At 44.4% G+C, this 21,584-nt stretch carries 14 protein-coding genes; 1 reads left to right on the top strand and 13 read right to left on the bottom strand.

Annotation, left to right across the window (positions count from 1 at the left end; translation table 11 throughout):
* The first annotated feature begins 131 nt into the window (after nt 1-131).
* The gene (locus QUA58_RS02640) at nt 132-2,717 is read left to right on the top strand and encodes a PAS domain S-box protein (RefSeq protein WP_333392929.1); all 2,586 of its coding nucleotides are present in this window, start codon (nt 132-134) and stop codon (nt 2,715-2,717) included.
* A 93-nt stretch (nt 2,718-2,810) separates the two neighbouring features.
* On the opposite strand, the gene QUA58_RS02635 is transcribed toward QUA58_RS02640, so the two are convergent.
* The 13 genes from QUA58_RS02635 to QUA58_RS02575 form a co-directional block, all read right to left on the bottom strand.
* A complete protein-coding gene (locus QUA58_RS02635) occupies nt 2,811-3,272 on the bottom strand; it encodes a VOC family protein (RefSeq protein WP_333392928.1) in 462 nt (153 codons plus the stop codon).
* A gap of 447 nt (nt 3,273-3,719) precedes the next feature.
* Entirely contained in the window at nt 3,720-4,205 is a 486-nt protein-coding gene (locus QUA58_RS02630) for a glutathione peroxidase (RefSeq protein ID WP_333392926.1), read from the bottom strand.
* Nucleotides 4,206-4,495: 290 nt separating this feature from the next.
* Complete coding sequence (locus QUA58_RS02625) at nt 4,496-5,389, bottom strand: DUF2382 domain-containing protein (RefSeq protein ID WP_333255177.1); 894 nt, start codon at nt 5,387-5,389, stop codon at nt 4,496-4,498.
* A gap of 217 nt (nt 5,390-5,606) precedes the next feature.
* Complete coding sequence (locus tag QUA58_RS02620; RefSeq protein ID WP_333255179.1) at nt 5,607-6,467, bottom strand: DUF2382 domain-containing protein; 861 nt, start codon at nt 6,465-6,467, stop codon at nt 5,607-5,609.
* Between the two features lie 390 nt (nt 6,468-6,857).
* Nucleotides 6,858-7,373 carry a DUF1499 domain-containing protein gene (locus QUA58_RS02615; RefSeq protein ID WP_333392924.1) on the bottom strand — a complete coding sequence of 172 codons (516 nt, stop codon included), beginning with the start codon at nt 7,371-7,373 and terminating at the stop codon, nt 6,858-6,860.
* A 205-nt stretch (nt 7,374-7,578) separates the two neighbouring features.
* On the bottom strand, nt 7,579-9,237 hold the full coding sequence (locus QUA58_RS02610; protein ID WP_333255183.1) for an adenylate/guanylate cyclase domain-containing protein: 1,659 nt from the start codon (nt 9,235-9,237) through the stop codon (nt 7,579-7,581).
* Nucleotides 9,212-11,785, bottom strand: a complete 2,574-nt coding sequence (locus QUA58_RS02605; RefSeq protein WP_333255185.1) for a response regulator — start codon at nt 11,783-11,785, stop codon at nt 9,212-9,214. Before QUA58_RS02605 ends, QUA58_RS02610 begins: the two co-directional genes overlap by 26 nt.
* Nucleotides 11,782-12,174 (bottom strand): response regulator, encoded by a 393-nt coding sequence (locus tag QUA58_RS02600; protein ID WP_333255187.1) that lies wholly within the window; start codon nt 12,172-12,174, stop codon nt 11,782-11,784. Before QUA58_RS02600 ends, QUA58_RS02605 begins: the two co-directional genes overlap by 4 nt.
* A 210-nt stretch (nt 12,175-12,384) precedes the next feature.
* Nucleotides 12,385-13,803, bottom strand: coding sequence for a response regulator (locus QUA58_RS02595; protein WP_333392923.1), 1,419 nt, complete (start codon nt 13,801-13,803; stop codon nt 12,385-12,387).
* Nucleotides 13,804-13,810: 7 nt separating this feature from the next.
* Nucleotides 13,811-17,755, bottom strand: coding sequence for a PAS domain S-box protein (locus QUA58_RS02590; protein ID WP_333392922.1), 3,945 nt, complete (start codon nt 17,753-17,755; stop codon nt 13,811-13,813).
* A gap of 411 nt (nt 17,756-18,166) precedes the next feature.
* Nucleotides 18,167-18,373 carry a hypothetical protein gene (locus QUA58_RS02585; RefSeq protein ID WP_333392921.1) on the bottom strand — a complete coding sequence of 69 codons (207 nt, stop codon included), beginning with the start codon at nt 18,371-18,373 and terminating at the stop codon, nt 18,167-18,169.
* 101 nt (nt 18,374-18,474) lie between these two features.
* Nucleotides 18,475-21,216 carry a family 10 glycosylhydrolase gene (locus QUA58_RS02580; protein ID WP_333392920.1) on the bottom strand — a complete coding sequence of 914 codons (2,742 nt, stop codon included), beginning with the start codon at nt 21,214-21,216 and terminating at the stop codon, nt 18,475-18,477.
* Between the two features lie 181 nt (nt 21,217-21,397).
* Nucleotides 21,398-21,580, bottom strand: a complete 183-nt coding sequence (locus QUA58_RS02575) for a hypothetical protein (RefSeq protein ID WP_333255197.1) — start codon at nt 21,578-21,580, stop codon at nt 21,398-21,400.
* Nucleotides 21,581-21,584 lie beyond the last annotated feature (4 nt).

The following is a 21,584-nucleotide window of genomic DNA, read 5'->3' as shown; positions in this document are numbered from 1 at the left end:
CTATCGCAGGGGTCTAATCTAGTTTCGACGGTTAGTCCCCGGCGCTCGCCAAACCAAACAAAACAAACTTATCCCTAGCCTAAACTGCCAAAAAGCGATATACTGGCAGCAAACTTTCTCCTTCAATATCCGTGAAGTATTTGCTCGATCGCTGCCTCCACTTTGTATGGACAGACCGACCAATTCGCCAGCGGGGAACAATCATCGTTGCTATCCCCATTATTTTTCTGTTTGCTTCGCTGCTAGCAATTGCACGCCTCCGGCAGATTACCATACAGATAAGAGACCGAGGAGATACTAATAGGGCAATACTTCAGGAAACTAACCGCTTATTAACCCTCGTAGTGGATGCGGAAACGGGCATTCGAGGTTACGGGTTGACGAAGCGCCGCGCATTTCTCTCACCCTACTTAGAAGCCAAGAAGAGTTTGCCTCCGCTGCTGGCTGAACTCAAGGTTATGGTTCAAAAAAACAAAGTGCAAGCTCAGCGATTTGAAGATATAAAAAAAAGTACCGAACAGCATATAAATTTCTTGCAAAACACTTTGAATAAGCTCGACAGTTCGGCAACAAGCGTGCAGTCGCCGGAAATAATTGAGGTGTTCACTCAAGGCAAATTGAGGAGGGATAACCTGCGTGCAAAAATTAATGTTTTTTCTAATGCCGGCGAAGCCTACCAGAAAGCTCTAGATCAGCAAAGGCGGGGTTTGATAGATTTCACTAATTCTGTGCAAGTTGCTGGTTTGCTTTTCGGCTGTTTGGGTGCAGGGGCTTCCTGGTATTTATTTGATAGTTTAGAGAAGGAATTGAGGAAGCGGGAAGCAGGCTTGGAAGAAAGTAAAAGTCGCATTCAAGCTGTGGTAGACAATGCGGCTGACGGGATTATTACTTTGGACGCACGGGGAAATATTGAGTCTTTTAATAGGGCAGCAGAAAAGATTTTTGGCGAGAAAGCCGATCGCACAATTGGCTCGAACCTGCGCGGGCTGATAGCTCAACCGCAACCGTACAGCAGCGTGGGGGATTATTCAATCGAATATTTTGTGTTAAATCCCGATAGTACGCTAAAGACTTACCAGCAAGAAACAGTTGGACTTCACCACGACGGAACTAAGTTTCCGATGGAGTTGGCTGTCAGTGAAATGCGTCTGGCCGATCAACACTTGTTTATTGCTATTTGCCGCGATGCCAGAGGACGGAAACAAGCCGAGGAAACTCTGCGAAAGCAAGCGCAAATGCTGGATTTGGCAAACGATACGATCGCGGTACTAGACTTGAACGGAGCAATTTCTTATTGGAATTCGGGGGCGAAGTGGCTCTACGGGTGGCGGAAGTCGCAAGCAATAGGAAAAAATATTCACAAGCTTTTACAAACACAATGGACTCAACCTTTTGAGGTAGTTCAAAAAGTATTTTTCGAGGAGGGTTCTTGGCAAGGAGAACTGGTGCGAACTAAGAAAGACGGGACAAAAATAACGGTGGCAAGCCGATGGACTTTGCAGTACGACGATCAAGATCAACCCGTTGCTATTTTGGAAATTAGCAACGATATTAGCGATCGCAAACGCTCAGAAATGGCTTTGGCCCAAAGCGCGCAGCGGTTTCGCGCTACTTTTGAGCAGGCGGCAGTCGGCATGGTTCAAGCGAGTGTGGAAGGCAAATTTCTGTTAGTCAATCAAAAACTGTGCGAAATTTTGGGCTACAGCCGCCAAGAATTGGTAGAGAAAAGATTTCAGGATATTACTTGGCCTGGAGATTTGGCAAGCGAACTGGAACTTTTGCGCCAATTGTTAGCAGCAGAAATTGAAAATTTCTCTCTGGAAAAGCGCTACATCCGCAAAGACGGAGAGTTGGTTTGGGCCAACTTGACGGTTTCGCTGCTGCGAGAACAAGATGGCACTCAATTTCTGATGGGTGTGGTAGAAGATATTAGGGATCGGAAACAAGCGGAGGAATCGCTGCGGTTGCGCGCTCAAGAATTGAGGTTGACAGCCCAAAATCTGGCTCAAACGACGAATAGTTTAAGAAAGCGGAATCAAGAATTAGACCAGTTTGCTTATGTAGTTTCTCACGATTTGAAAGCGCCACTCAGGGCGATCGCCAATCTCAGCAGTTGGATAGAAGAAGACCTCAGCGAGTCGATGACAGAGGATACTCTGCACCAAATGAACCTGCTGCGCGGCAGAGTTCACAGGATGGAAGGTTTGATTGAGGGACTGCTGCAATATTCCCGCGTCGGACGCATTCAAGTGCCTTCAGAAATGGTAAAAGTTGAGAATTTATTAGCCGAAATTATTGATTCGTTGGCGCCGCCGTCTGAATTTGAGGTGAAAGTTGAACCGGGAATGCCAACTTTTGTGACAGAAAGATTGCTGTTGCAGCAGGTTTTTTCTAATTTAATTAGCAACGCAATTAAGCACAACCGAGCTGAATCGGGTCATGTAAAAATATCGGTTAAAGAGTTAGATGATTTTTACGAGTTTTCTGTAGAGGATGACGGGCCGGGGATTGATCCTCAATATCACGATAAAGTTTTTGTGATTTTTCAGACCTTGGAAGCTCGCGATAAAGTTGAAAATACTGGGATTGGTTTGTCGCTGGTAAAAAAAATCGTCGAAGGTCAAGGCGGCAGTATTTCCCTAGAATCTGCCGAAGGTGAAGGAGCAACTTTTCGGTTTACTTGGCCGAAGCAACCTATTACCCAAGACGGAAAATAAAACAACTTTAAAGGTAGGATGTTTACGGATCACCGCGATCCAAAGAGTAAATGTATGGTGCAGCCGGACTACCAAGAACCAGATAGCGACTGTTTAAACTGCATCACAACGGATTTCGATGATAAATCCATCAGGATCGTAAAAGTAAATGCCGCGTCCTGTAGCGCGAGTGACGGGGCCGCTGTCGATCGCAATTTGATTTGACTTTAGCACTTCCAGAGTGCGATCGAACAAATCCGGATCAATATCGAAGGCTAAGTGGTTGGCGCGGGTAAAAGCTTTCTCCGGGTCTGGGTTTGGCGGTTCCAAGTCGGGCTGCCAAAATAAGTCAATAACAGTGCCGTCTGGGGTGACGAAATTAGCGACTTTACCAGCCGCTACCATTTCTGTTAAAGTTGCGGGAATTTCTGCACCTGTTAGTTCGTGCAGGCCAAGAATTGTACCGTAGAAGTGGCGGGAAGCTTTCATGTCGCGCACGTTTAAAGCGATATGGTGAACGCGGCGCAAATTCCCCGGCGCGAGGACAATTTTGACGTTGTTTTCGGTAGTTTGCATGATTGTCAATTGCGAATGTTCAAATTGAATGCAGTTTGATTTATTCAGATGGTGCCGTGTGAAATAAGCATTTTAATTCCTCACTACAAAGACTTTTATTTGGGTTTTGCGATCGCACATCATATCGATTAGTATTATTTTTCTTTAGGAAACGATGCCATGCCTACAAATAGCATTGCCAGACCACCTGCCAGAATTGCGAAGGCAAGTAAACCTACCACTAAATCTAATCCCGATGTATTTTCCATTAAATTAAACTGTTCTCCAATTAAATATAATCATCGGTATTTGTTCATGGTTGAGTGCTTGCACACAATGGGGAAGATCAGAAGAAAAAAATTAGCTATCAACTTATCAGAAAAAAAGCCTATTAATTTCTTCCCTCTTCCCTAAACATCCATCCGTTAAATCAGTTAAATCCTGTACACAGCTTAGTTGCCGAACTTCTTATTTTGCCAATTCTCGATCGATAGCAGCGATTAGTTCGGGCGAATCGGGGCCAACACTGCTGCGGAATCTGGCAACCACTTCACCCTGTTTGCTAACTAAGAATTTCTCAAAATTCCAGGAAACCTCACCCTTTGGCTCGACTGCACTCGTAAGCTTAGCGTACAGCGGGTGCTGCTGAGTACCGTTAGCGCGTACTTTGTCAAATAATTCAAAGGTGACGCCGTATTTGGTAGTACAGAAATTGACGATTTCTGGATTACTTCCGGGTTCTTGACCTCCGAAGTCGTTGCAGGGAAATCCTAAAACACGGAGTCCAGCCGCGCTGTACTTCTGGCTCAATTCTTCGAGTCCTTTGTATTGAGGTGTATAGCCACATTTGGAAGCTACATTAACTATCAAGAGTACCTGGCCAGCGTACTCTCCTAGCTGCTTGTCTTCGCCTGCGATCGTTTTTACTTTAATGTCGGAGATTGTGCTGGGCATTTTCAAATACTTTTAAATTTGACCACCACAATTTTACCGCAAGTCGGTACAATTTTGTCTAGAGGTCGATCGCTAAAAATTTAAATATCCCGGCCGGGGCGGGTTTACGGATCTCAGGCTTATATTATAGATATTGGTGAACCCGCCCCTACCAACATTACGGTTAATTTACCGAACACGATCTTAGTAGAGGGCGGTGAACTTTCCCCACAGAAGTGCTCGCCACAGTCCGCTCTTAGATTTAAGTTTCTCGCTAATAGCTAAAATCCACAGCGAAAAGGACGAAGAGTTTAACTCTCTGAGTGGTTTTCCGTCATCCATTTTTGGTAAGTATCCTCAAGTTGCTTGTCTTCCAGAACGAGTTCTAGGCGGACTTTGACGCAACCGTGACGGGGTTGAGAGGCGATCGAATTTAAGATTTTGCTAGCTTTCTGCACAGAGGTAAATTCAGCCTTAACTGTCGGTTCTTGGCGATCGCTCTTAATCTCCGTCAAATCTATACCGGTGATGCTTCCCTCGCCCAAATCTATTTCGGCCAACACCTTCGGATCGTCGCCGACTTGTTCTACAATCAGCTTTTCCCACTGGATAGGCACTTGTACCATCCGAGTTTCAATTTCTTTACGCACTATGACTTCGCCGACTTTGCGCTTGCTGCGATTGATCACCAATCGTTCTTCTAGCAGGCGAATTACTTCTTGATCGACAATATCGAAGTTTTCATCATCCTGATCTGTCTCCAAACTTTCATCGGTGCGATCGGCATCTGTTAGATTTGACATAGCTGTTGAGGGATTTGTTAACTCACTGTTGCTGAATTCACTATGCGCTTCTGAGGCATTTTCTAAATACTGACTCCCCGCATCTGCCGAAACTCCCGGCAGCAGTTCGAGTTGAGCTAAATTGATAGTTACAAACAGGGCTTTTTGGTGATAATCGACTTTTTTTAGCAGCTTAATACTTAATAAAAAAATGCGGGTATTTTCGCTGCCTAGCCCTGCAACCACAAAGTTTAACTGACCGTTAGCATCAAAATATACATCTTTAACTTTGCCGACCAAGTGACCTTGGTTGTCTTTGACGGTAAAACTTTTTAGCTTAGTTCTGACTTTTTCAGGCACCCGGTTGAGACGGGTTATTGATTGGGCAGTTGCTATCTTTTCTGCTGATGCTTGACCGTTCATTTTTTAAACTTTCCTGCTTAGGGATTTTTATTATGAAGTGGAAAGGGGAAATGGGTAAGGCGGGGAAGGTGCATAAACCTTGCCAAAACCAGACAAGTTTTGTACCCCCCCCCGCCCCTCACATAGGAATTGCGCGCTACCAATCCAATCAAACCTGCGCGGTGACAGAATTATGTCATTAAGGCGCAATTCCTATGCAATAGCTGTTGCGGTTGGTTTAGATCTTTTTATTTTTATTATCTACAACCGCAGTTCCATCAGTCTTAACGTCTAATTCTTCACGACGCAAGGTTTCTTCGCCCTCAACCGTGCTGCGAACAACTTCTTTTCTGACGTTGACTTCTTCCCGGACGAAAGCTTCCTTGTGAATGTCGGCCGTTTCTTCGTAGACTTCCATGCGTGCAACTTCCCCTGATTGGAAGTCAGCCTCACCGACTGAAACTACTCGACCCGCTTCTACCGGGGTTACTCGCTCGATTACAACTCGTTCTTTTTCAATGGGTACTGAAGCTCGCGCTGTTTCAGTTTCCACGCGCTTGCCAACTGCTACTTCGCCTGTTTTTGCGCGGTGTTTGTTGGCAATCAAGCGTTCTTCATAAAGCTTGAGATTTTGGTGCTGCTGTTCGTTGGTTTCGTAGAGGGGGCGATCCATATCGTAGCTGTAGCTGCTGCGATCGTAGCTAGCAGGAGTTGCAGGAGTTGCAGTGGCAGTTTCTTGATTGCGGTAGACGCCTCTTACCTGTTCTTCGCGATCGTAATCTACTGCTTCTAATTCATTGTAAGCCGGCAATTGTTCTGCTTGAGCTTTGTTGCGAAGGCCTGTGGCGTGGACGCGACGGGCTCCGTAGTCGAACTGGGCCGAGCCGATTGGCAACAATACTTTCTTGCCAAAAATCCAAATACCGGTGTCAATTACCAGATAGCGGAAACGACCAGTGTCATCAACCAAAGCGTCATAAACGGTGCCTACTTTTTCATCAGAGTCGCCAGCATAAACATCAAATCCCTTGATGTCGTCTCCAGCAAAGATTTCTTCCTGATAGTTAGGATAAAATTCTGCTAATTTTTGAAGTGCCATTTGTTTTTGCCTCTTTGCTCTACTTAAATTAATAGTAGAAATTAATTCGCTAATTTCCCTCTCCCTAAAGTCAGAAGTGTATAATTTAGGTTGTTTAATACTATAGGAATACTACGGCATCTCTGCTTCTGTGCTAGCGCGCTCAGCTATTTTAAAGATTCTAAAACTCTACAATCGTCAATCTTATAAGAAGTATTAAAACTCAAAGCCAACCGTAGGGACACGGCATTGCTGTGTCTTACTCCCCCTGCAGGACACTCTTTTGCGCTGTGCATACTGTTAATAATTGTTAACTATGTGGTGAAAAATCAACATTATATAGTAAGACCAAAATATCAAAGCCCCTCATCTTACAGGAGAGGGGCTTCAGGAAAGCTAGAAATTTTAAGTTCAGAGTTGATTGAATTGAGTTCTGATAGCTTCTATCCGACTGCGGTTAACTCCCAAATCGGACTGTCCCAGACGCGAAGCCGATCGCACATGGATGACTTTTGCTCCATCATCTACCAAAAATTCAACGTCATCAACAAACCCCATCAAAGCACTGGTGAACTCCGCATAGAGGTAATTATCAGTTGCAGTGATAATTTTAGTTTTTCCATAGGACTCGATCGCCCCTTTGAGCTTTGCCATTGCTTCTGTCGGCGACGAAACGTATGCCAAAGGCTCAATTTTGTGTTCGGCATCTTGACTGAAGCTGCTGACGCAGTTGGGGGAAGAAGGGCACGCTGCGAGTTTTCCTGACTGAATGCCGATATTGGCAGGTCTTTTTCCAGCAAACACTGTTTTTTCTCCTGGAATTGCGATAAAAATAGCGATCGACAGTACCGCTACTGCTAGCAGTGATATTAAAATAACTAGGACTCTTTTCAACGCTGTCGGCGATTTTGTTTCAACTGTTTGCAAAGGATTAGCCCTCCAGAAAGTGCAAGTTGGATATAATACCAAATCCGGCTTAAATACGCCCTTTATTTCTTAGTCTGCGTGGGCGAAGCCAGCGCTTAGGCAGACTTCGTTTGTATAGTAGCGGTTGCAACCGCCGAATCATAAAGGGTATGGCAAACCCAGATTTAGTCTCCTTTTCATATTAATTGAAATTGACCTCTAAAATTTAAAAAGATTTTTTTTGTTCTTCAATTAACCAGTAAGTCAGCATTCTTCCTTTACCTTTAACCGGGATATGACCCCGTTCTTCCAAAACAAACTGCTCTTTCAAACGCTCGTAAGTCGCTGCCGTCACTTGAATTTTACCCGGCAATCCGTTCGACTCCATCCGCGAAGCAACATTAACAGTATCCCCCCACAAATCATAGCTAAATTTGCTAATCCCAATAATTCCCGCCACCACCGAACCGCTGTGAATTCCGATCCGCAATTGAAAACTTTCTCCAACTTTGGCATTAAACCTCCTCAAAGCTGCCTGCATCTCCAAAGCTAAAAGTGCGATCGCCTCCGCGTGATCCTCCCGCGCCGTCGGCAAACCCCCAACCACCATATAAGCATCCCCAATCGTCTTAATCTTTTCCAGCCCGTGCAACTCAGACAACCTATCGAACTCCGAAAAAATCCCGTTCAAAATTTCCACCAACTGCGTCGGACTTTTGTGAGCCGAAAACTCTGTAAAACCCACCAAATCAGCAAACAATACGCTCACCTCATCAAAATGATCCGCAATCAACTTTTGCTCTTTTTGCAAGCGATCGGCAATAGGTTTCGGTAAAATATTCAGCAGCAATTTCTCTGTTTGCTCTTGCTGCAATTTCAGCGCTGCCTCAGCTTGTTTCCGCTGAATCAACGAACCAAGCTGCGTAGCAACCGCGCTCACTAATTCCAACAAGCGCGGCTGACATTTCAGAACTTTCTCACGATAAAAAATCAAAATAGCTAACACTTGGTTGTCCGCCAAAATTGGCACCCCAAAAGCCGCTTTCAATCCCACATTTACCGCAATTTCCGATCGCAAAAAAACTTGTTCCGGTGCACTAGAAACATCCTCGATCCATTCCGACTGCTGCGACTGCCAAATCCTCCCCGGCAGCCCCACACCGGGATCAAAAGTTAACTGCCAACTTGTCTCTCGGAATTGGGTAAAACTCAAGTCGCTGACGTACCTGCCTGTAGCGCATTTTAAAACGCCCTCACTGCTGGGAATCCAAGCTTCGCCCAGATTCCATTCAATAGTTTGGCAAATTAAACCTAAAATCACATCTATAGCGGACTCAAAATTCTCCGATTTGCTAATAGCTTGAGTTGCTTTCAGCAGCAACCTCGTTTCCATTTCCACCTGGTGGCGTTCGGCAATTTCCTGGTGCAACTGGACATTTTGATCCGTCAACTTTTGATTTTTTTCTTGCAATTGCATTTGCAAGGAGCGCACAGTAAGTTGATTGCTCACTCGCGCCAATACTTCTTTCACCTGAAAAGGTTTTGTGATATAATCTGCTCCGCCCACTTCAAAAGCTTTTGCCTTATTTATTCCTTCTTCTAGCGCGCTGAGGAAAATGATCGGAATTTCCCTAAATTGCGGTTCTGATTTCAGTTGTTGACAGAGTTCGTAGCCGTCAATATCCGGCATCATAATATCGAGTAAAATCAAATCTGGTGCGCTCGATTGAATCGCATCTATGGCAGAAAAACCATTAGTAACAGGTCTAACTTTATAGCCGTTTTTTTGCAAAATTCTAATCAACAAACGCAGATTATCTGGCGTATCGTCAACTACTAAAATATCTGCTTGATAGTTTTCATTTTGCTCCGCCTTCATCTGCATTCTCTGATTCCTCCGCCTCAGCAATTAAATTGAGAATTTTCTGGTAATCAAAATTATTCAGATGACCCTGGAGGATTTCGGCAAATTCAGGATGAGCATCCCTTATTTCCTCGATTGTCCTGGCAATTAAGTCAAAATCCGCACTGCGGATTACCTGCTTAATGTTGTTTATCCATTCTGCGGGAAGTTGGGGCAAATAAGCAAGCGCAGCATTAGAGGGCGAGTCAGATAGATTATTTCGATCGCCCGTTGACGTGAAATCAGTTGAGTTAGAGTAGAGATACTTAACCCCCAAGTGTTGGTTAAGGGTATCAAATATATCATTTTTGCGGAAAGGTTTGCTAACAAAATCGTCGCAGCCGACCAATAAAGCAAACGATCGCCTCCCTTCAATTGTACTAGCTGTCAAAGCAACAATCTTCGGAATCGGGGAGTCGGGATCGTCCATATTCATTTCCCCGTTTTCTTGCTGCTCTTGCTCTCTCTGCTGTATAATCGCCTTAATTTCTTTAGTAGCTTCGTAGCCGTCCATCACTGGCATTCGCACATCCATCAAAATTAAGTGCGGCTGCCAATTTTCCCACATTTCTATTGCTTCGCGACCGTTGGTGGCTTGTTGCAGCCCGAAACCCAAGGGAGAAAGCATTTTCACTAAAAGTTGGCGGTTGTCTTCGCGATCGTCCACAATTAAAATCCGGTAGCAGGGTTGATTTGGTTCCAACCCAGTAACTTCTCGGTTAATTTCCGGGGCGGGAATATCAGCAGCATAAACCGCACCGACTGGAATCTCAAATTTAAAAGTAGTGCCGATTTCCCGTTGACTTTCTACGACAATTTCTCCTCCCATCAGGCGGACAAATTGACGGCTGATCGTCAATCCTAAACCCGTGCCTTTCTGAGCTTTTTGACCGGAAGCTGTCTGCACAAATGCCTGGAAAACATTGCCCAATTCTTCGGGAGAAATGCCAACTCCTGTATCTTCTATTTCAAACTGAAGGAAAACCACCGAATCAATAGTTAAATCCTCAGCAGCATTCCTCAATTCAACCGTTGCCAATTCCCTGGTAGTTATCGCAAATTCCCGAATACTTGTTGTGGTATCAAAGACAACTGTCGGACTTTCCAATAAATCAACACTTCCCGAATCTTCTAACTTTCTAACTCTTAAGATAATCCCGCCTGTCTGTGTAAATTTAATGGCATTGCTGAGGAGATTTATCAGCACTTGCCGCAGTTTAATATCATCGGATCTTACGTACTGGGGAACGTCTGCCTCGCGCTCGAAAAGCAATTGCAATTCTTGATTTTGTGCCCGCAGTTGAAACATATCTTGCAACTCGTCAAGCAAGCGGTAAAGATCGAAGTTTTTCGGGTCGATCATCATCCGCCCCGCTTCGATTTTTGACAAGTCTAAGGCTTGATTGATCAGAGTCAGCAAGTGTTCGCCGCTGCGGCGAATAATTCTCAGATTTTCTCGGTTTTCGACAGTAAGATTGGGGCTGGGTTCCATGATTTGCGCAAACCCGAGTATGGAATTGAGAGGGGTGCGCAACTCGTGGCTCATATTGGCAAGAAACGTGCTTTTAGCTTTGTTTGCGGCTTCAGCAGCTTCTTTTGCTTGTTGCAGTTGTTCTGTGCGTTCGTCAATTTGGGCTTCTAAGGTGTGCTGGTAATCTGCTAGTATTTTTTCGGCTTGTTTGCGATCGCTAATATCTTGAAAAGCTGCGATCGCATAAACAATATTTCCGCTAGCGTCAAAAATCGGCGTCGTATTGATCTCGATCGCAATTATTTTGCCATCTTGACGGATTTCTACATCGTCAACCTTGACAAATTCTCCTTTCAGTGCGCGCAAAATTGGCAGATTCTCCGGCGGGTAAAGCTCATCAGTATTGGCAACATACAGTTGATAAGTTGCGGCTAATTGTTCCGCAGTGCTTTCCGGGATCGTGTCTGCACCCAGCAAATCCCGCGCTGTCTCGTTGAAATAGGCGATCGAGCCATCGGGATGATAAACAGATACCCCCACTGGCAAAGCTTCTAAAAATTGACTCAGGCGGCTTTCACTCGCAGACAGCGCCTCATTTACTAGCTTTAACTCCTCGTTTACTTCTTGGCGCTTATGAATTTCATCTGTTAACTTTTGGTCTTGCAAGTAACTATGAATAGCTTCTACTACCGTTAATTTTAAGTCTTCATTTTGCCAAGGTTTAGGAATATAACGGTACAATTTAGCATACTTAATAGCATTACTCAGGGCTTCCAAATCTGCTTGCCCCGTCAGCATAATGGTCAGCGTCTCCGGCGAGCTTTCGTGAATTCTTCTGAGCAGTTCATCTCCTTTAATATCCGGCATGATATAATCGGAAAGCACCAAAGCAATCTCGTATTCATCTGCCTGCAAATCAGCCAGCAACTCTAAAGCATCAGCCCCCCCTTCAGCGGTTTCAATTATACACCGATCGCCGATCGCCTTTTTCAGTTCAATCTTTAAACTATTCAAAACGTCAGGTTCATCATCAATACAAACAATCACAGGTTTTTTCATAACTTAGCCAGCCCAGATTTTATCGTCTCTATTAACTCTTCGCTCTGCCACGGCTTGTACAAACAGCAGTATAAATCAGCTTCTTTTACTGCCCGCTGAACAGCCGCTGCATCCGCTTGTCCCGTCAACATCACTTTAATAATTTTAGGATATTTTTGGTGAACTTTAATTAAAAGTTCGTCACCTTTAATTCCCGGCATCAGCCAATCAGAAACAACCACAATCACCTGAGCTTCTTCTTGAAACTCCTCAAGTAAATCTAAAGCTTCATCACCACTTTCAGCTAATTCATAAAAGTAATCACTTTTAAATTCATTTTTTAGCTGCATCTTGAGAGTATTCAAGATATCTGGTTCATCGTCAACGCAAAGAATTACAGGCTTATTCATCTTTTCCTCTCTGCTTAAATTTTAGTAGGTTTATCGACACGACTTCCTTTTACATTATTGATTTGGGGCAACGATGCAGGATATCTGTCCCCTATCTTATTTTAATAGGACTTCCCAAGATAAACCCGGTTTCTAGTAATAAATCTTGTATTTGTCAGCGAGACAGCGACGAGTGTCACCGGGAATCAGCCCCATGCAGGTAAGTTTTGTTTAACAAATTGGTAGCGAGACTGTAAAAGTTGTCTGCCCCGGTACAGAATCTACAGCAATTGTACCATCGTGTTTTTCCACAATTTTTCTCACAATATCCAATCCCAAACCGCTACCTTCGCCCGCAGATTTAGTCGTAAAAAACGGCTGAAAAATTTTGGGAAGAACTTCTGAGGGAATACCTTTACCGTTATCAGTAAACTTGAGGAAAATATTGGCCTCTTGCTGCCGAGTTTCTATCGTCAAAATACCTTTATAATCCATTGCTTGCAGGGCATTATGAACGAGATTCGTCCAAACTTGATTTAAGTCATCGGGATAGCACCTAATTTCGGGTAACTCTCCATAATTTTTCACTACTTCTATACCGTGCTTTAGTTGATTTTGGTAAAGGGTTAACACCGTTTCAATGCCATCGTGCAAGTTCGCCTGGACTTTTTCGGGTTGGCTATCAAAATGAGCGTAAGTTTTCAAGGCAAATACTACTTTCCCAGACTTCGCTGTTGCTCTTTGGATCAGGCTAATACTTTTTTTAAAGCTCGCAAACTGGTAAGCACTATTTAAAACTACTTCCCAATCCGGCGATTTAAAAAGCGGCAAGAACTCTTCTATTTTTTCATAAATTTCCATGTCAACTAAAGTATCTGCAATTTCCTCAGACTTTTCAACAGATTCTGCCATCAAATCCCCTGTCAACTGCTGCTTAAATTTGCGTTTCTCTCTGCTGGTAAATATTTTTTTTTGATGGGTGGCTCTGTACAGTAAAGCTAAAAAATAAGCTTTGCTTTCGTCAGAAAATTCTAGATAAATTTGAGGAAATGTATCTAAAAACTCGTCTGAAAAATTAGCTATATTATTAATAGAGGAACCTATAATGCCCAGGGGGGTATTGATTTCGTGGGCAATGCCGGCAATCAGTTGTCCCAAAGCTGCCATTTTTTCCGATTGAATCAACTGCTCTTGAGTGGCTTGCAGTTGGTGCAGCGCCGTTGCTAAATCTTGATTTTTTTCTTGCAAAGTTTGTTGCAGTGAACAAATTTTTAAATGAGTTTCTATCCGGGCTAAAACTTCTTCAACCTGAAACGGTTTAGTAATAAAGTCAACTCCGCCCGCTGCAAAAGCTTTAACTTTATCCAGCACGTCATTAATCGCACTAATAAAAATAACAGGAATGTCTTTTGTAATTTCAGCAGCTTTGAGTTGCTGACAAACTTGATAGCCGTCCATTTCCGGCATCATAATATCCAGCAGCACTAGATCCGGGGGTATTTTTTGAGCAGCAGACAATGCTAGCTTGCCATTGGGTACGGGGCGAACTTGATAGCCTTTTTCGCTCAAAATTCCGGTCAGCAGCCGCAGGTTTTCTGGCGTATCGTCCACTACTAAAATATTAGCTCGATTGGTTTTAGGTGAAGTCATCGGGTATTTACTGTTTTTTGCTAAGTTCGATTATGTTCAAAATTCTGTCATATTCAAAATTATTAATGCAATCTTGAAGCTTGCCCGCAAGAGAGGGATTGACAGTGCCGATTTGGGCGATCGCAACTTCGATCGCCTCCATGTCCACACTCAAAATATTTTGCTTGAATTGGGCCATCCAGTCTGGAGAAAGAGAAGCAAAGGCCTCTGGTGTCAGCACCTCCTGACTTGACTCCTCTACACCTGTGGCACTTACGGCGCTTGGAGCTTCATAAATATAGCGTACTCCTAAATGTTTTCCCATTGCCACAAAGATATCCTCCTCTCGGAACGGTTTCCGCATAAAATCATCGCAACCCGCCGAAAGAATCACCGCCCGTTCTTCCTCCAAAACGCTAGCAGTTAGGGCCACAATCGCCGTTGCTTGCCCGCCAGTTGTAGTTTTAATCTGTTTCGTTGCTTCATAGCCGTCCATCACGGGCATTCTCATGTCCATCCAAATCAGATGCGGTTCCCACTCCATAAAAATATCAACCGCTTCTTGACCATTATTCGCTTCTCTCAACTCAAATCCGAGTGGACTGAGAAGTTTTACTAACAGTTGGCGGTTCAAAGGTTTGTCGTCCACAATTAGCAAGCGATAACTCGGTTGATTTGGTTCCAAGGCAACAACTCGACGTTGAGTTTTTTTGCTTTCAATATCAGCAGCTTCAACTAGATGAACTTGGATGTCAAACTGAAATACTGCACCCTTTCCGATCTCGCTGCTAACAGTAAATTCACCTCCCATTAATTGCACGAATTGGCGGCTAATAGCTAAACCTAAACCCGTTCCTTCCTGAGAATCTTTACCTGTTTTCGTCTGCACGAATGCTTCAAACAACTGAGGGATTTCTTCAGCAGCAATGCCTGCACCAGTATCTTGAACTTCAAAATGTAGCCAGTAGCGGCCGGGCAATTGGTCAGTGCTGTTTTTATGTATGTTCCGCTTTCCTCCTTTGACTTGCACCGACACTCCCCCTTCTGAAGTAAATTTAATTGCATTATTGAGCAAATTAATTAAGACTTGCCGCAATTTAACTTCATCAGTACAAATGTAATGGGGAACTTCGGCGTCTCTGTCGAAGATTAATTGCAAACCTTTTTGCTCAGCTTTGAGAGCAAACATATCTTCTAAATCGTCGATTAGTTGGTATAAATCGAAGCTTTTTTCATTAATCGTCGTGCGTCCAGCTTCGATTTTTGACAAGTCTAAAACTTGGTTAATTAAAGCCAGTAAATGTTCGCCACTCCGCAGGATAATTCCGACATCTTCTTGATTTTCCTGAGACAACGTTTTACTGCGGATCATGACTTGAGCAAAGCCGATGACTGCGTTCAGGGGCGATCGCAATTCGTGGCTCATATTGGCGAGAAAGGTACTCTTCGCTTTGTTTGCTGCTTCGGCCGCTTCTTTCGCCTGCTGCATTTTGATTTCCGCTTGTTTGTGATCAGTAATGTCTTTAATAAAACCTTCGTAGTAAAGTAGATTTCCTGCTTCATCGCAGACAGCGCGACAATTTTCCGAAATCCAGATTATGCTGCCATCTTTGCGGTAAATTTCCGATTCAAAGTTTGATAGTATCCCGTACTCGTTCATCAGCGCTGCAAATTCGTCGCGGCGGTTTGGTTTCACGTAAAGCTGGTTATGGAAATTCGGCTGTGCTGCTATTAAATCTGCTGGCGAGTCGTAACCGTAGATGTTAGCTAAAGCGGGGTTAGCGCTGATGTATTTCCCGTCAGCAGCAGTCTGAAAAATTCCGTTTAAAGCGTTTTCATAAATGTTGCGATACTTTTCTTCTGCTTCCCGGAGGGCTGTTTCTGCTTTTTGGCGCTCGGTAATATCGCTAGAAATCGACAAAAAACAAGCTTCTCCGTCAATATCGATGGTTTCTATCGACAGCAGGGCGGTTCTTTCTGTACCATTTTTATTGCGAAACCTCAGCTCATAATTGTGAATTGCCGTCTTATTTTTTAACATTTGAATCATGCGATCGCGCTCTCCCAAACTCGCCCAAAAATTGAGCTCTACCGCTGTTTTTCCAATAATTTCTTGGTGACTGTACCCCATCATCCGACAAAAGCTCTCATTGGCTTCTATGTGGCGACCATCGCTGATTCTAGTCAGGGTAATTGCATTAGGACTTAAACGAAAAGCTTTAGAAAACTTTTCTTTTGCCTTGGCAAGATCTGCGGTACGTTCTGCAACTTGCACTGCTAAAATGTCGTTGTATTCCTTTAATACTTTCTCCGCTAGTTTGCGTTCTGTAATATCTTGAAAAGCGCACATCCCGTAGATAATATTTCCTTGAGCGTCATAAATAGGAGTTCCCCAAACTTGCAGGGGAACAGTTTTGTCAGTCGAGGAGATTTCAATGTCATCAACAGTTACACTTTTGCCCTGGAAAGCATTTAAAATTGGGTCGCGCTCCGCCGGGTAAATTTCCTGAGTGCTAGCTAAATAAACTCGGTAGGATTTTCGCAAATTTTCCGAATTTGCTGCTATAATTCCTTGACCTAAAAGTTGCTCTCCTGTCGGATTAATGTAGTGAGGTTGACCGTTTGGCTCGGCAATAAAAATGCCGAGCGGTACTGCATTTAGAAATTGTTTGACTCGGTTTTCGTTTTCCGAGATCGAAGTAAATGAGTGCTGCAATTGCTCTGCCATGCTGTTAAAAGCAGCCGCAAGTTCTCCGAGTTCATCTTCCCGATTCAGAGCGAGCTTTGTATCCCATTCATTCTTGGCTAAAGCTTTCGCCGCTGCATTTAATTGTAAAATCGGCCGCACCACCCATTTAGCAGTAATAATTCCCAGAATTGTCGCCCCGATCAAAGCTGCAACTGACAGCAAAACAGTCGTGCGGGTATTGGCATTAATTTGCTCCATAAAGTCGGACTCTGGCACAACTACCACAATCAGCCAATCCAACCCCCGATCGTCTTTAAAAGGAGTTACCTCCATAAAATTGCGCTTCCCGTCAATATCAAAAGTAAGTTGTTGAGAATTATTGATTTTAGCTAAGCTTTCGTAGGATTTATCTAAATATTGTGCAGTTTGGCGAATTACGGTATTTTTGCTTTCTGAAGCTTTGATGCGTTTTGCTTCTTTACCTTCCACTGCGAATTCTTGGCCCGCTGTAGAAGTGGCAATTAACATCCCCGATCGCTCCATCACAAAAGTTTGCCCAGATTTACCAATTTTGAGGCTGACGAGAAATTCTTTGATTTTGGAAAATAGCAAATCGCTGCCAGCTATTCCTAACAGTTTTCCAGCGTCGTTGTAGATAGGCATAGCAGCAGTAATTGCTAGCTCTCTTGTTAAAAAGTCTGTATAAATTGGAGTCCAGATCGGTTTTTTTGCTAGCGCCGCTGCTATGTACCAGGGACGAATTCGCGGGTCGTAAATATTGGTGGATATTTCTACTAATTTAACGCGGCTTCCTTGAGAGTCACCAGTATATCGAGCTAATTTATTGCCAGTAGATTGGTCAGCAGCAGAGATGAGAATCCGATCTTTAGTGCGGATTGCTCCCGAGTGTTCTCCATTTTCTGTGGCTACGTAAATGATGCTGATTGTATCAAAATATTGAATTTGTTCGAGGAAATGAAGTTCTAGTTTTTGTTTGTCTTCAAGGTTCAACTGCCCCAATTTTATGCCTTGAACATTGAGGTGATTGACAATGTGGGGAATTGACATATAGTTTTCCATGCGGTCTTTGATGCGATCGCTAATTTCTCCTCGCAACTGAGCGGCAACATCGTTGACTGCCCGCTGACCGTTTTGGAAAGATAGCCAACCTACAACTCCTACTGTGCCGACAATTTGCACTAAAAAAGGAATTACTAGCACCGTTTGTAATGGAGCTTTGCCGATAAATTTTGTAGCCAAACGATTGAGGGGTTTAGGAAACATATTTATCCTAAGAGGAATTGGGAATTGGGCATTGGGAATTGGGCATTGGTAACTGTTGGAAGTTTTGAGTGTAAATTATGTTCCCTTTGCCCTTCCTTTTCTCCTGATGCTGTAGTTTACTGACGACAGTAACGTGGAGCAATTTAAATCAAAATAGCGTATTTCTAATCAGAGTTTTTTCGTAACTACTGATACAGATCGTTGGGCGCGATCGACCTAAGTCGAAATCATCTGATTTATTGCACCATTCTCGATAAGTCTGGGACGGGTGGGCTAGAAGAGCAACGGCCCACAATATCACACTCACTCTTGGCTTCACAGGCAAGATGCCTGTTCCACAACAACTACATTTTCTTGTGGGGTGGGCATCCTGCCCGCCCAGATCAGGGTTATTGAGAATAGTGTAACATCTCAGTTTAAACAAAAAGTAGCTAACAATAACTCCCCCAAAAAATCTGTATTTATATCAATTCCGGTAGCATCGGAATAGTAAAATTCAGTCAACAGCGATGCCATGAGCGAAGCCGAAGGGTCAACAATCACAGATGGTGCAATTAACCGAAATCCATCTAATTCATCTGCGTTAATTTGTGTTAATCTGCCTGTATCTGCGGTCAAACAAGAGAATTTCTTCACCGCAGATGACAAGGGATTGACGCTGATTCACGCAGATAAAGAGAATAGAGATAGGAATAATTCCGATGCTAACAGATTTGATATTACCTGCGATTCAACTCCATCCTTTCGCCGTAACGTAACAGCATATCCAAACTCTCCAAACGATTTTGCCAAGTTTGAACTTGATAGCTATTTTCAGCAGAATGCAAGCGCATCGAAGATTGAAATTGAGATTGAAAACTCCTTAACAATCTTTTAGTATTTGCTAAACTTTCCGTTGAAGGATTGGCCGCCAATTTGCTCAAAGCTTGCGCCAATTCATCCGATCGACTTTGCAAAACTTTCAGTTCAGATTCCGACATCCGCAACTGATTGTTAGCCAACAAAAAACTCCATTCCTGCTTGAGAGCAGTATACCGCGAAGCCGCCGCCGCAAACGGCTGTCGGTAAGGAATCGGCTCCGCAGCAGAAGTGGAACGCACTGGCGAGCCTTGAGTGCGGTTAAAAAACCCCTGCATCCCGCTGCTGATACTTTCCACGGCAAAAATAGCATAGCCCCCTGTCGGCAAATCGCGCAAAGCTTGAATTTGGTCGATCGCCACAACTTCCGGGAGAGTCAACAACTTAACCGACGGAGAAATCAAAGCCGAACCGAGCATTTGTTCCTTTAGCAACGGTTCGGTGATGCGCTGAAGTCGGTTCGTATCCAAAGCATAAGTCATCGGCACAATCAAATCTACAATGCCTTGACGAGCCCAAACTTCCCAATTTTGCTGAATTTTGTAAATCCGCTGACTTTCCGGGTGCGGAAACACCGCCACCGACAGAATTGTGCGCGGATAATTCTGCCGCAAAAGCTGAGAAACTTCAGCGACAAAAGTATTAATTTGATTAGTTTTAAACTCAACCCACTGCCGCCACAAACTGCCGTCCCTGGGGGAAATATTCACCGGATCTGCACCAGTTAACTGCCTAAATTGCTGCCTCGCAGCAATACCGTAACCGTAAGTAAAATTCGCATTATCATCTTGAAAAGGATAGCGAATATAGTCTAATTGCACCCCATCTACTTTGTAGTTATTAGCAATTTCGCTGACAATTCGTAGCAAATAATTACGCGCTTCCGGGTTCGCAGGATCGATATAAAATTTACCATCGTTAGGATTTTGTATGCGTCCTTTGTTGTCAATATTTGCCCACTGTGGATGAGCGGAAAGCACCGGGCCTGGATAAGAACTAGGTTGGCCAACTAAAGTATTGTGGCGCTTATTTCCTGTGGCAAAAATCCAAACCCAAGCGTGCAGTTCCATGCCTCGCTCGTGAGCTAATTTAACCGCAGATGCCAGTGGGTCCCAGCCAACTGTTAGGGGATTTTGTTGCGGTGCAACTTGACTGGGATAAATCGGATATCCGGCATTCAAAGTTTCAAAGAAAACGGTATTGATACCGGCGGCTGCGAGTCGATCGAACACTGCAGCCAAACCTTGTTCAGATCGTGCTGCGACGATCGTACCGCGATCGAGCCAAACCGCCCGAATTTCCGCCCCAACGCGCTGTCCTTCCTTCGGGTAATTTTGCCACAGCAACTGCCGCGCTTCCACCCACTGCTTTCTAGCCTCCGCGTAGTTTTGCTCTTGCAGGAGTTGGTCAAAAGTTTGCAAAACCTGCCGTGCTTGGGCGATCGCCCCCTTCCTGATCGCTTGCAGAACAGGGGGGCGGCTGGCTGCCGGGCCACCACCCCCCTGTTCTGCAGCCACCAGTTGAGGGGAGGTAGCAGCATTGAGATTGATGGCGGTATTGGCTGAATTAGATGCTGTCAGGGCGCTTTCAAACCGGCCCAGGAGGTTAGTGAGTTCTTGGCGCATCAAGTACGCTTCAATGCTGACGATCGGCTTATTGGAATTTGCCTGCACGTCCAAACCAGGCTGCGCCGACTGATCCGAAGGGTCTGTAAAAGTTGCAGGTACTGAATCGGGAAGCGAGGGAGATGGAGAAAGTCGGCTCAGCGGGGTACTACGCGGCGAAATAGGGCTATTGCTAGTGACTCTGGAGGGGGGAGTTGGCAGTGGGGTCGCAGCAGCAGTAGGCGGCACTACAGGCCCAGAAGCGATTGTGCCTCCCCAGCGGGCGATCGAGGCTTGCAGCCAAGCCTTATCTACATTTGCCGAACCGTCGCTACCCCAGCGCCAGCCGAGATAGGTAGCGCGATCCGTGGCGATGGCTGCGGAGGAACCGGAACTATCTTTCCAAGTAGCAATAGTTTGACTGTTTGCATCAGCAGGAATCAAGACACCGCCTTGGACTGAGGCATTTTTTTGTTCTGGTGGCACCCAACTGCTAGAAGTAGTGCAAGCCAGATCCCGACAGCGGTTGCGCGGTTGCGGGCTCGCCGGCTGGGTTAATGGAAAAGCCCAATAGGCCCCTAGGAGCGATCGTAAAGATTGGCGCACCAAGGCCGGCGAACTGCGGCCGACTGGGCCCGAAGCAATCAAGCGGCCGCCCTGGGAGGCCCAAGCTTCTAAAACTTTAATTTGTGCCGGAGTCAAAGTTTCAATATTGGGCAAAAACAGCACGTTTACGCCTGCTAAATCCGCCACATTTTTGATTTCTTCGAGATTGATTGGTTTGTAAGCAATGCCGCTTTCCCAGAGGCGCGTGGTAATCTTCACCCAATCGGGAGAATTCTCGGAACTGCGAACAACGCCCAGAACTACTTCTGCGAAACTCGGAGAGGGAAATATGATGAAGAGATTGAGTAATGTACTCGCTAGAGTTCCAATTAATACTTTTTGTAAGAAAGTGAAAAAGCGAATTTTTTGAACCTGGGAGCAGGCTTCATTCATTCGAGCGATTTGTTTAATTTGTTGCATTGACACGATAATTATCCACCACACCGCTATATAAAATTTCAATAACAATTTCGAGCTATCGATCCGCACCATACAATTTTTTATCCTGTTCTGCAACCTGAATCAGGAAAATATGCGATCTATCGATTTTAGATTTTGGATTTTGGATTTTAGATTAAAATCTGGGTGTATTCCTCATGAGTGTTGACTGTTGGCTGTTGACTGTTGACTGTTGACTGTTGACTGTTGACTGTTTGGACATTTGAACAATACCGATGCAACTCACATCTTGCACCATTCTCAAGAACGGGCAAGATGCCCGTTCCACAAAAGATAATTTTTCTTGTGGAACAGGCATCTTG

Source organism: Microcoleus sp. N9_A1 (assembly GCF_036701795.1).
In the GTDB taxonomy this organism is placed as follows: Bacteria; Cyanobacteriota; Cyanobacteriia; order Cyanobacteriales; family Microcoleaceae; genus Microcoleus.
The sequence above is the reverse complement of the archived record's forward strand: the minus strand, read 5'-3'. Positions and strand labels throughout refer to the sequence as shown.

What these genes read in the sequence shown, in the direction of transcription:
- QUA58_RS02635 (WP_333392928.1), bottom strand. Translation starts at nt 3,272, where the DNA reads ATGCAAACTACCGAAAACAACGTCAAAATTGTCCTCGCGCCGGGGAAT.
- QUA58_RS02630 (WP_333392926.1), bottom strand. Translation starts at nt 4,205, where the DNA reads ATGCCCAGCACAATCTCCGACATTAAAGTAAAAACGATCGCAGGCGAA.
- QUA58_RS02625 (WP_333255177.1), bottom strand. Translation starts at nt 5,389, where the DNA reads ATGAACGGTCAAGCATCAGCAGAAAAGATAGCAACTGCCCAATCAATA.
- QUA58_RS02620 (WP_333255179.1), bottom strand. Translation starts at nt 6,467, where the DNA reads ATGGCACTTCAAAAATTAGCAGAATTTTATCCTAACTATCAGGAAGAA.
- QUA58_RS02610 (WP_333255183.1), bottom strand. Translation starts at nt 9,237, where the DNA reads ATGCAGATGAAGGCGGAGCAAAATGAAAACTATCAAGCAGATATTTTA.
- QUA58_RS02605 (WP_333255185.1), bottom strand. Translation starts at nt 11,785, where the DNA reads ATGAAAAAACCTGTGATTGTTTGTATTGATGATGAACCTGACGTTTTG.
- QUA58_RS02600 (WP_333255187.1), bottom strand. Translation starts at nt 12,174, where the DNA reads ATGAATAAGCCTGTAATTCTTTGCGTTGACGATGAACCAGATATCTTG.
- QUA58_RS02595 (WP_333392923.1), bottom strand. Translation starts at nt 13,803, where the DNA reads ATGACTTCACCTAAAACCAATCGAGCTAATATTTTAGTAGTGGACGAT.
- QUA58_RS02590 (WP_333392922.1), bottom strand. Translation starts at nt 17,755, where the DNA reads ATGTTTCCTAAACCCCTCAATCGTTTGGCTACAAAATTTATCGGCAAA.
- QUA58_RS02580 (WP_333392920.1), bottom strand. Translation starts at nt 21,216, where the DNA reads ATGAATGAAGCCTGCTCCCAGGTTCAAAAAATTCGCTTTTTCACTTTC.
- QUA58_RS02575 (WP_333255197.1), bottom strand. Translation starts at nt 21,580, where the DNA reads ATGCCTGTTCCACAAGAAAAATTATCTTTTGTGGAACGGGCATCTTGC.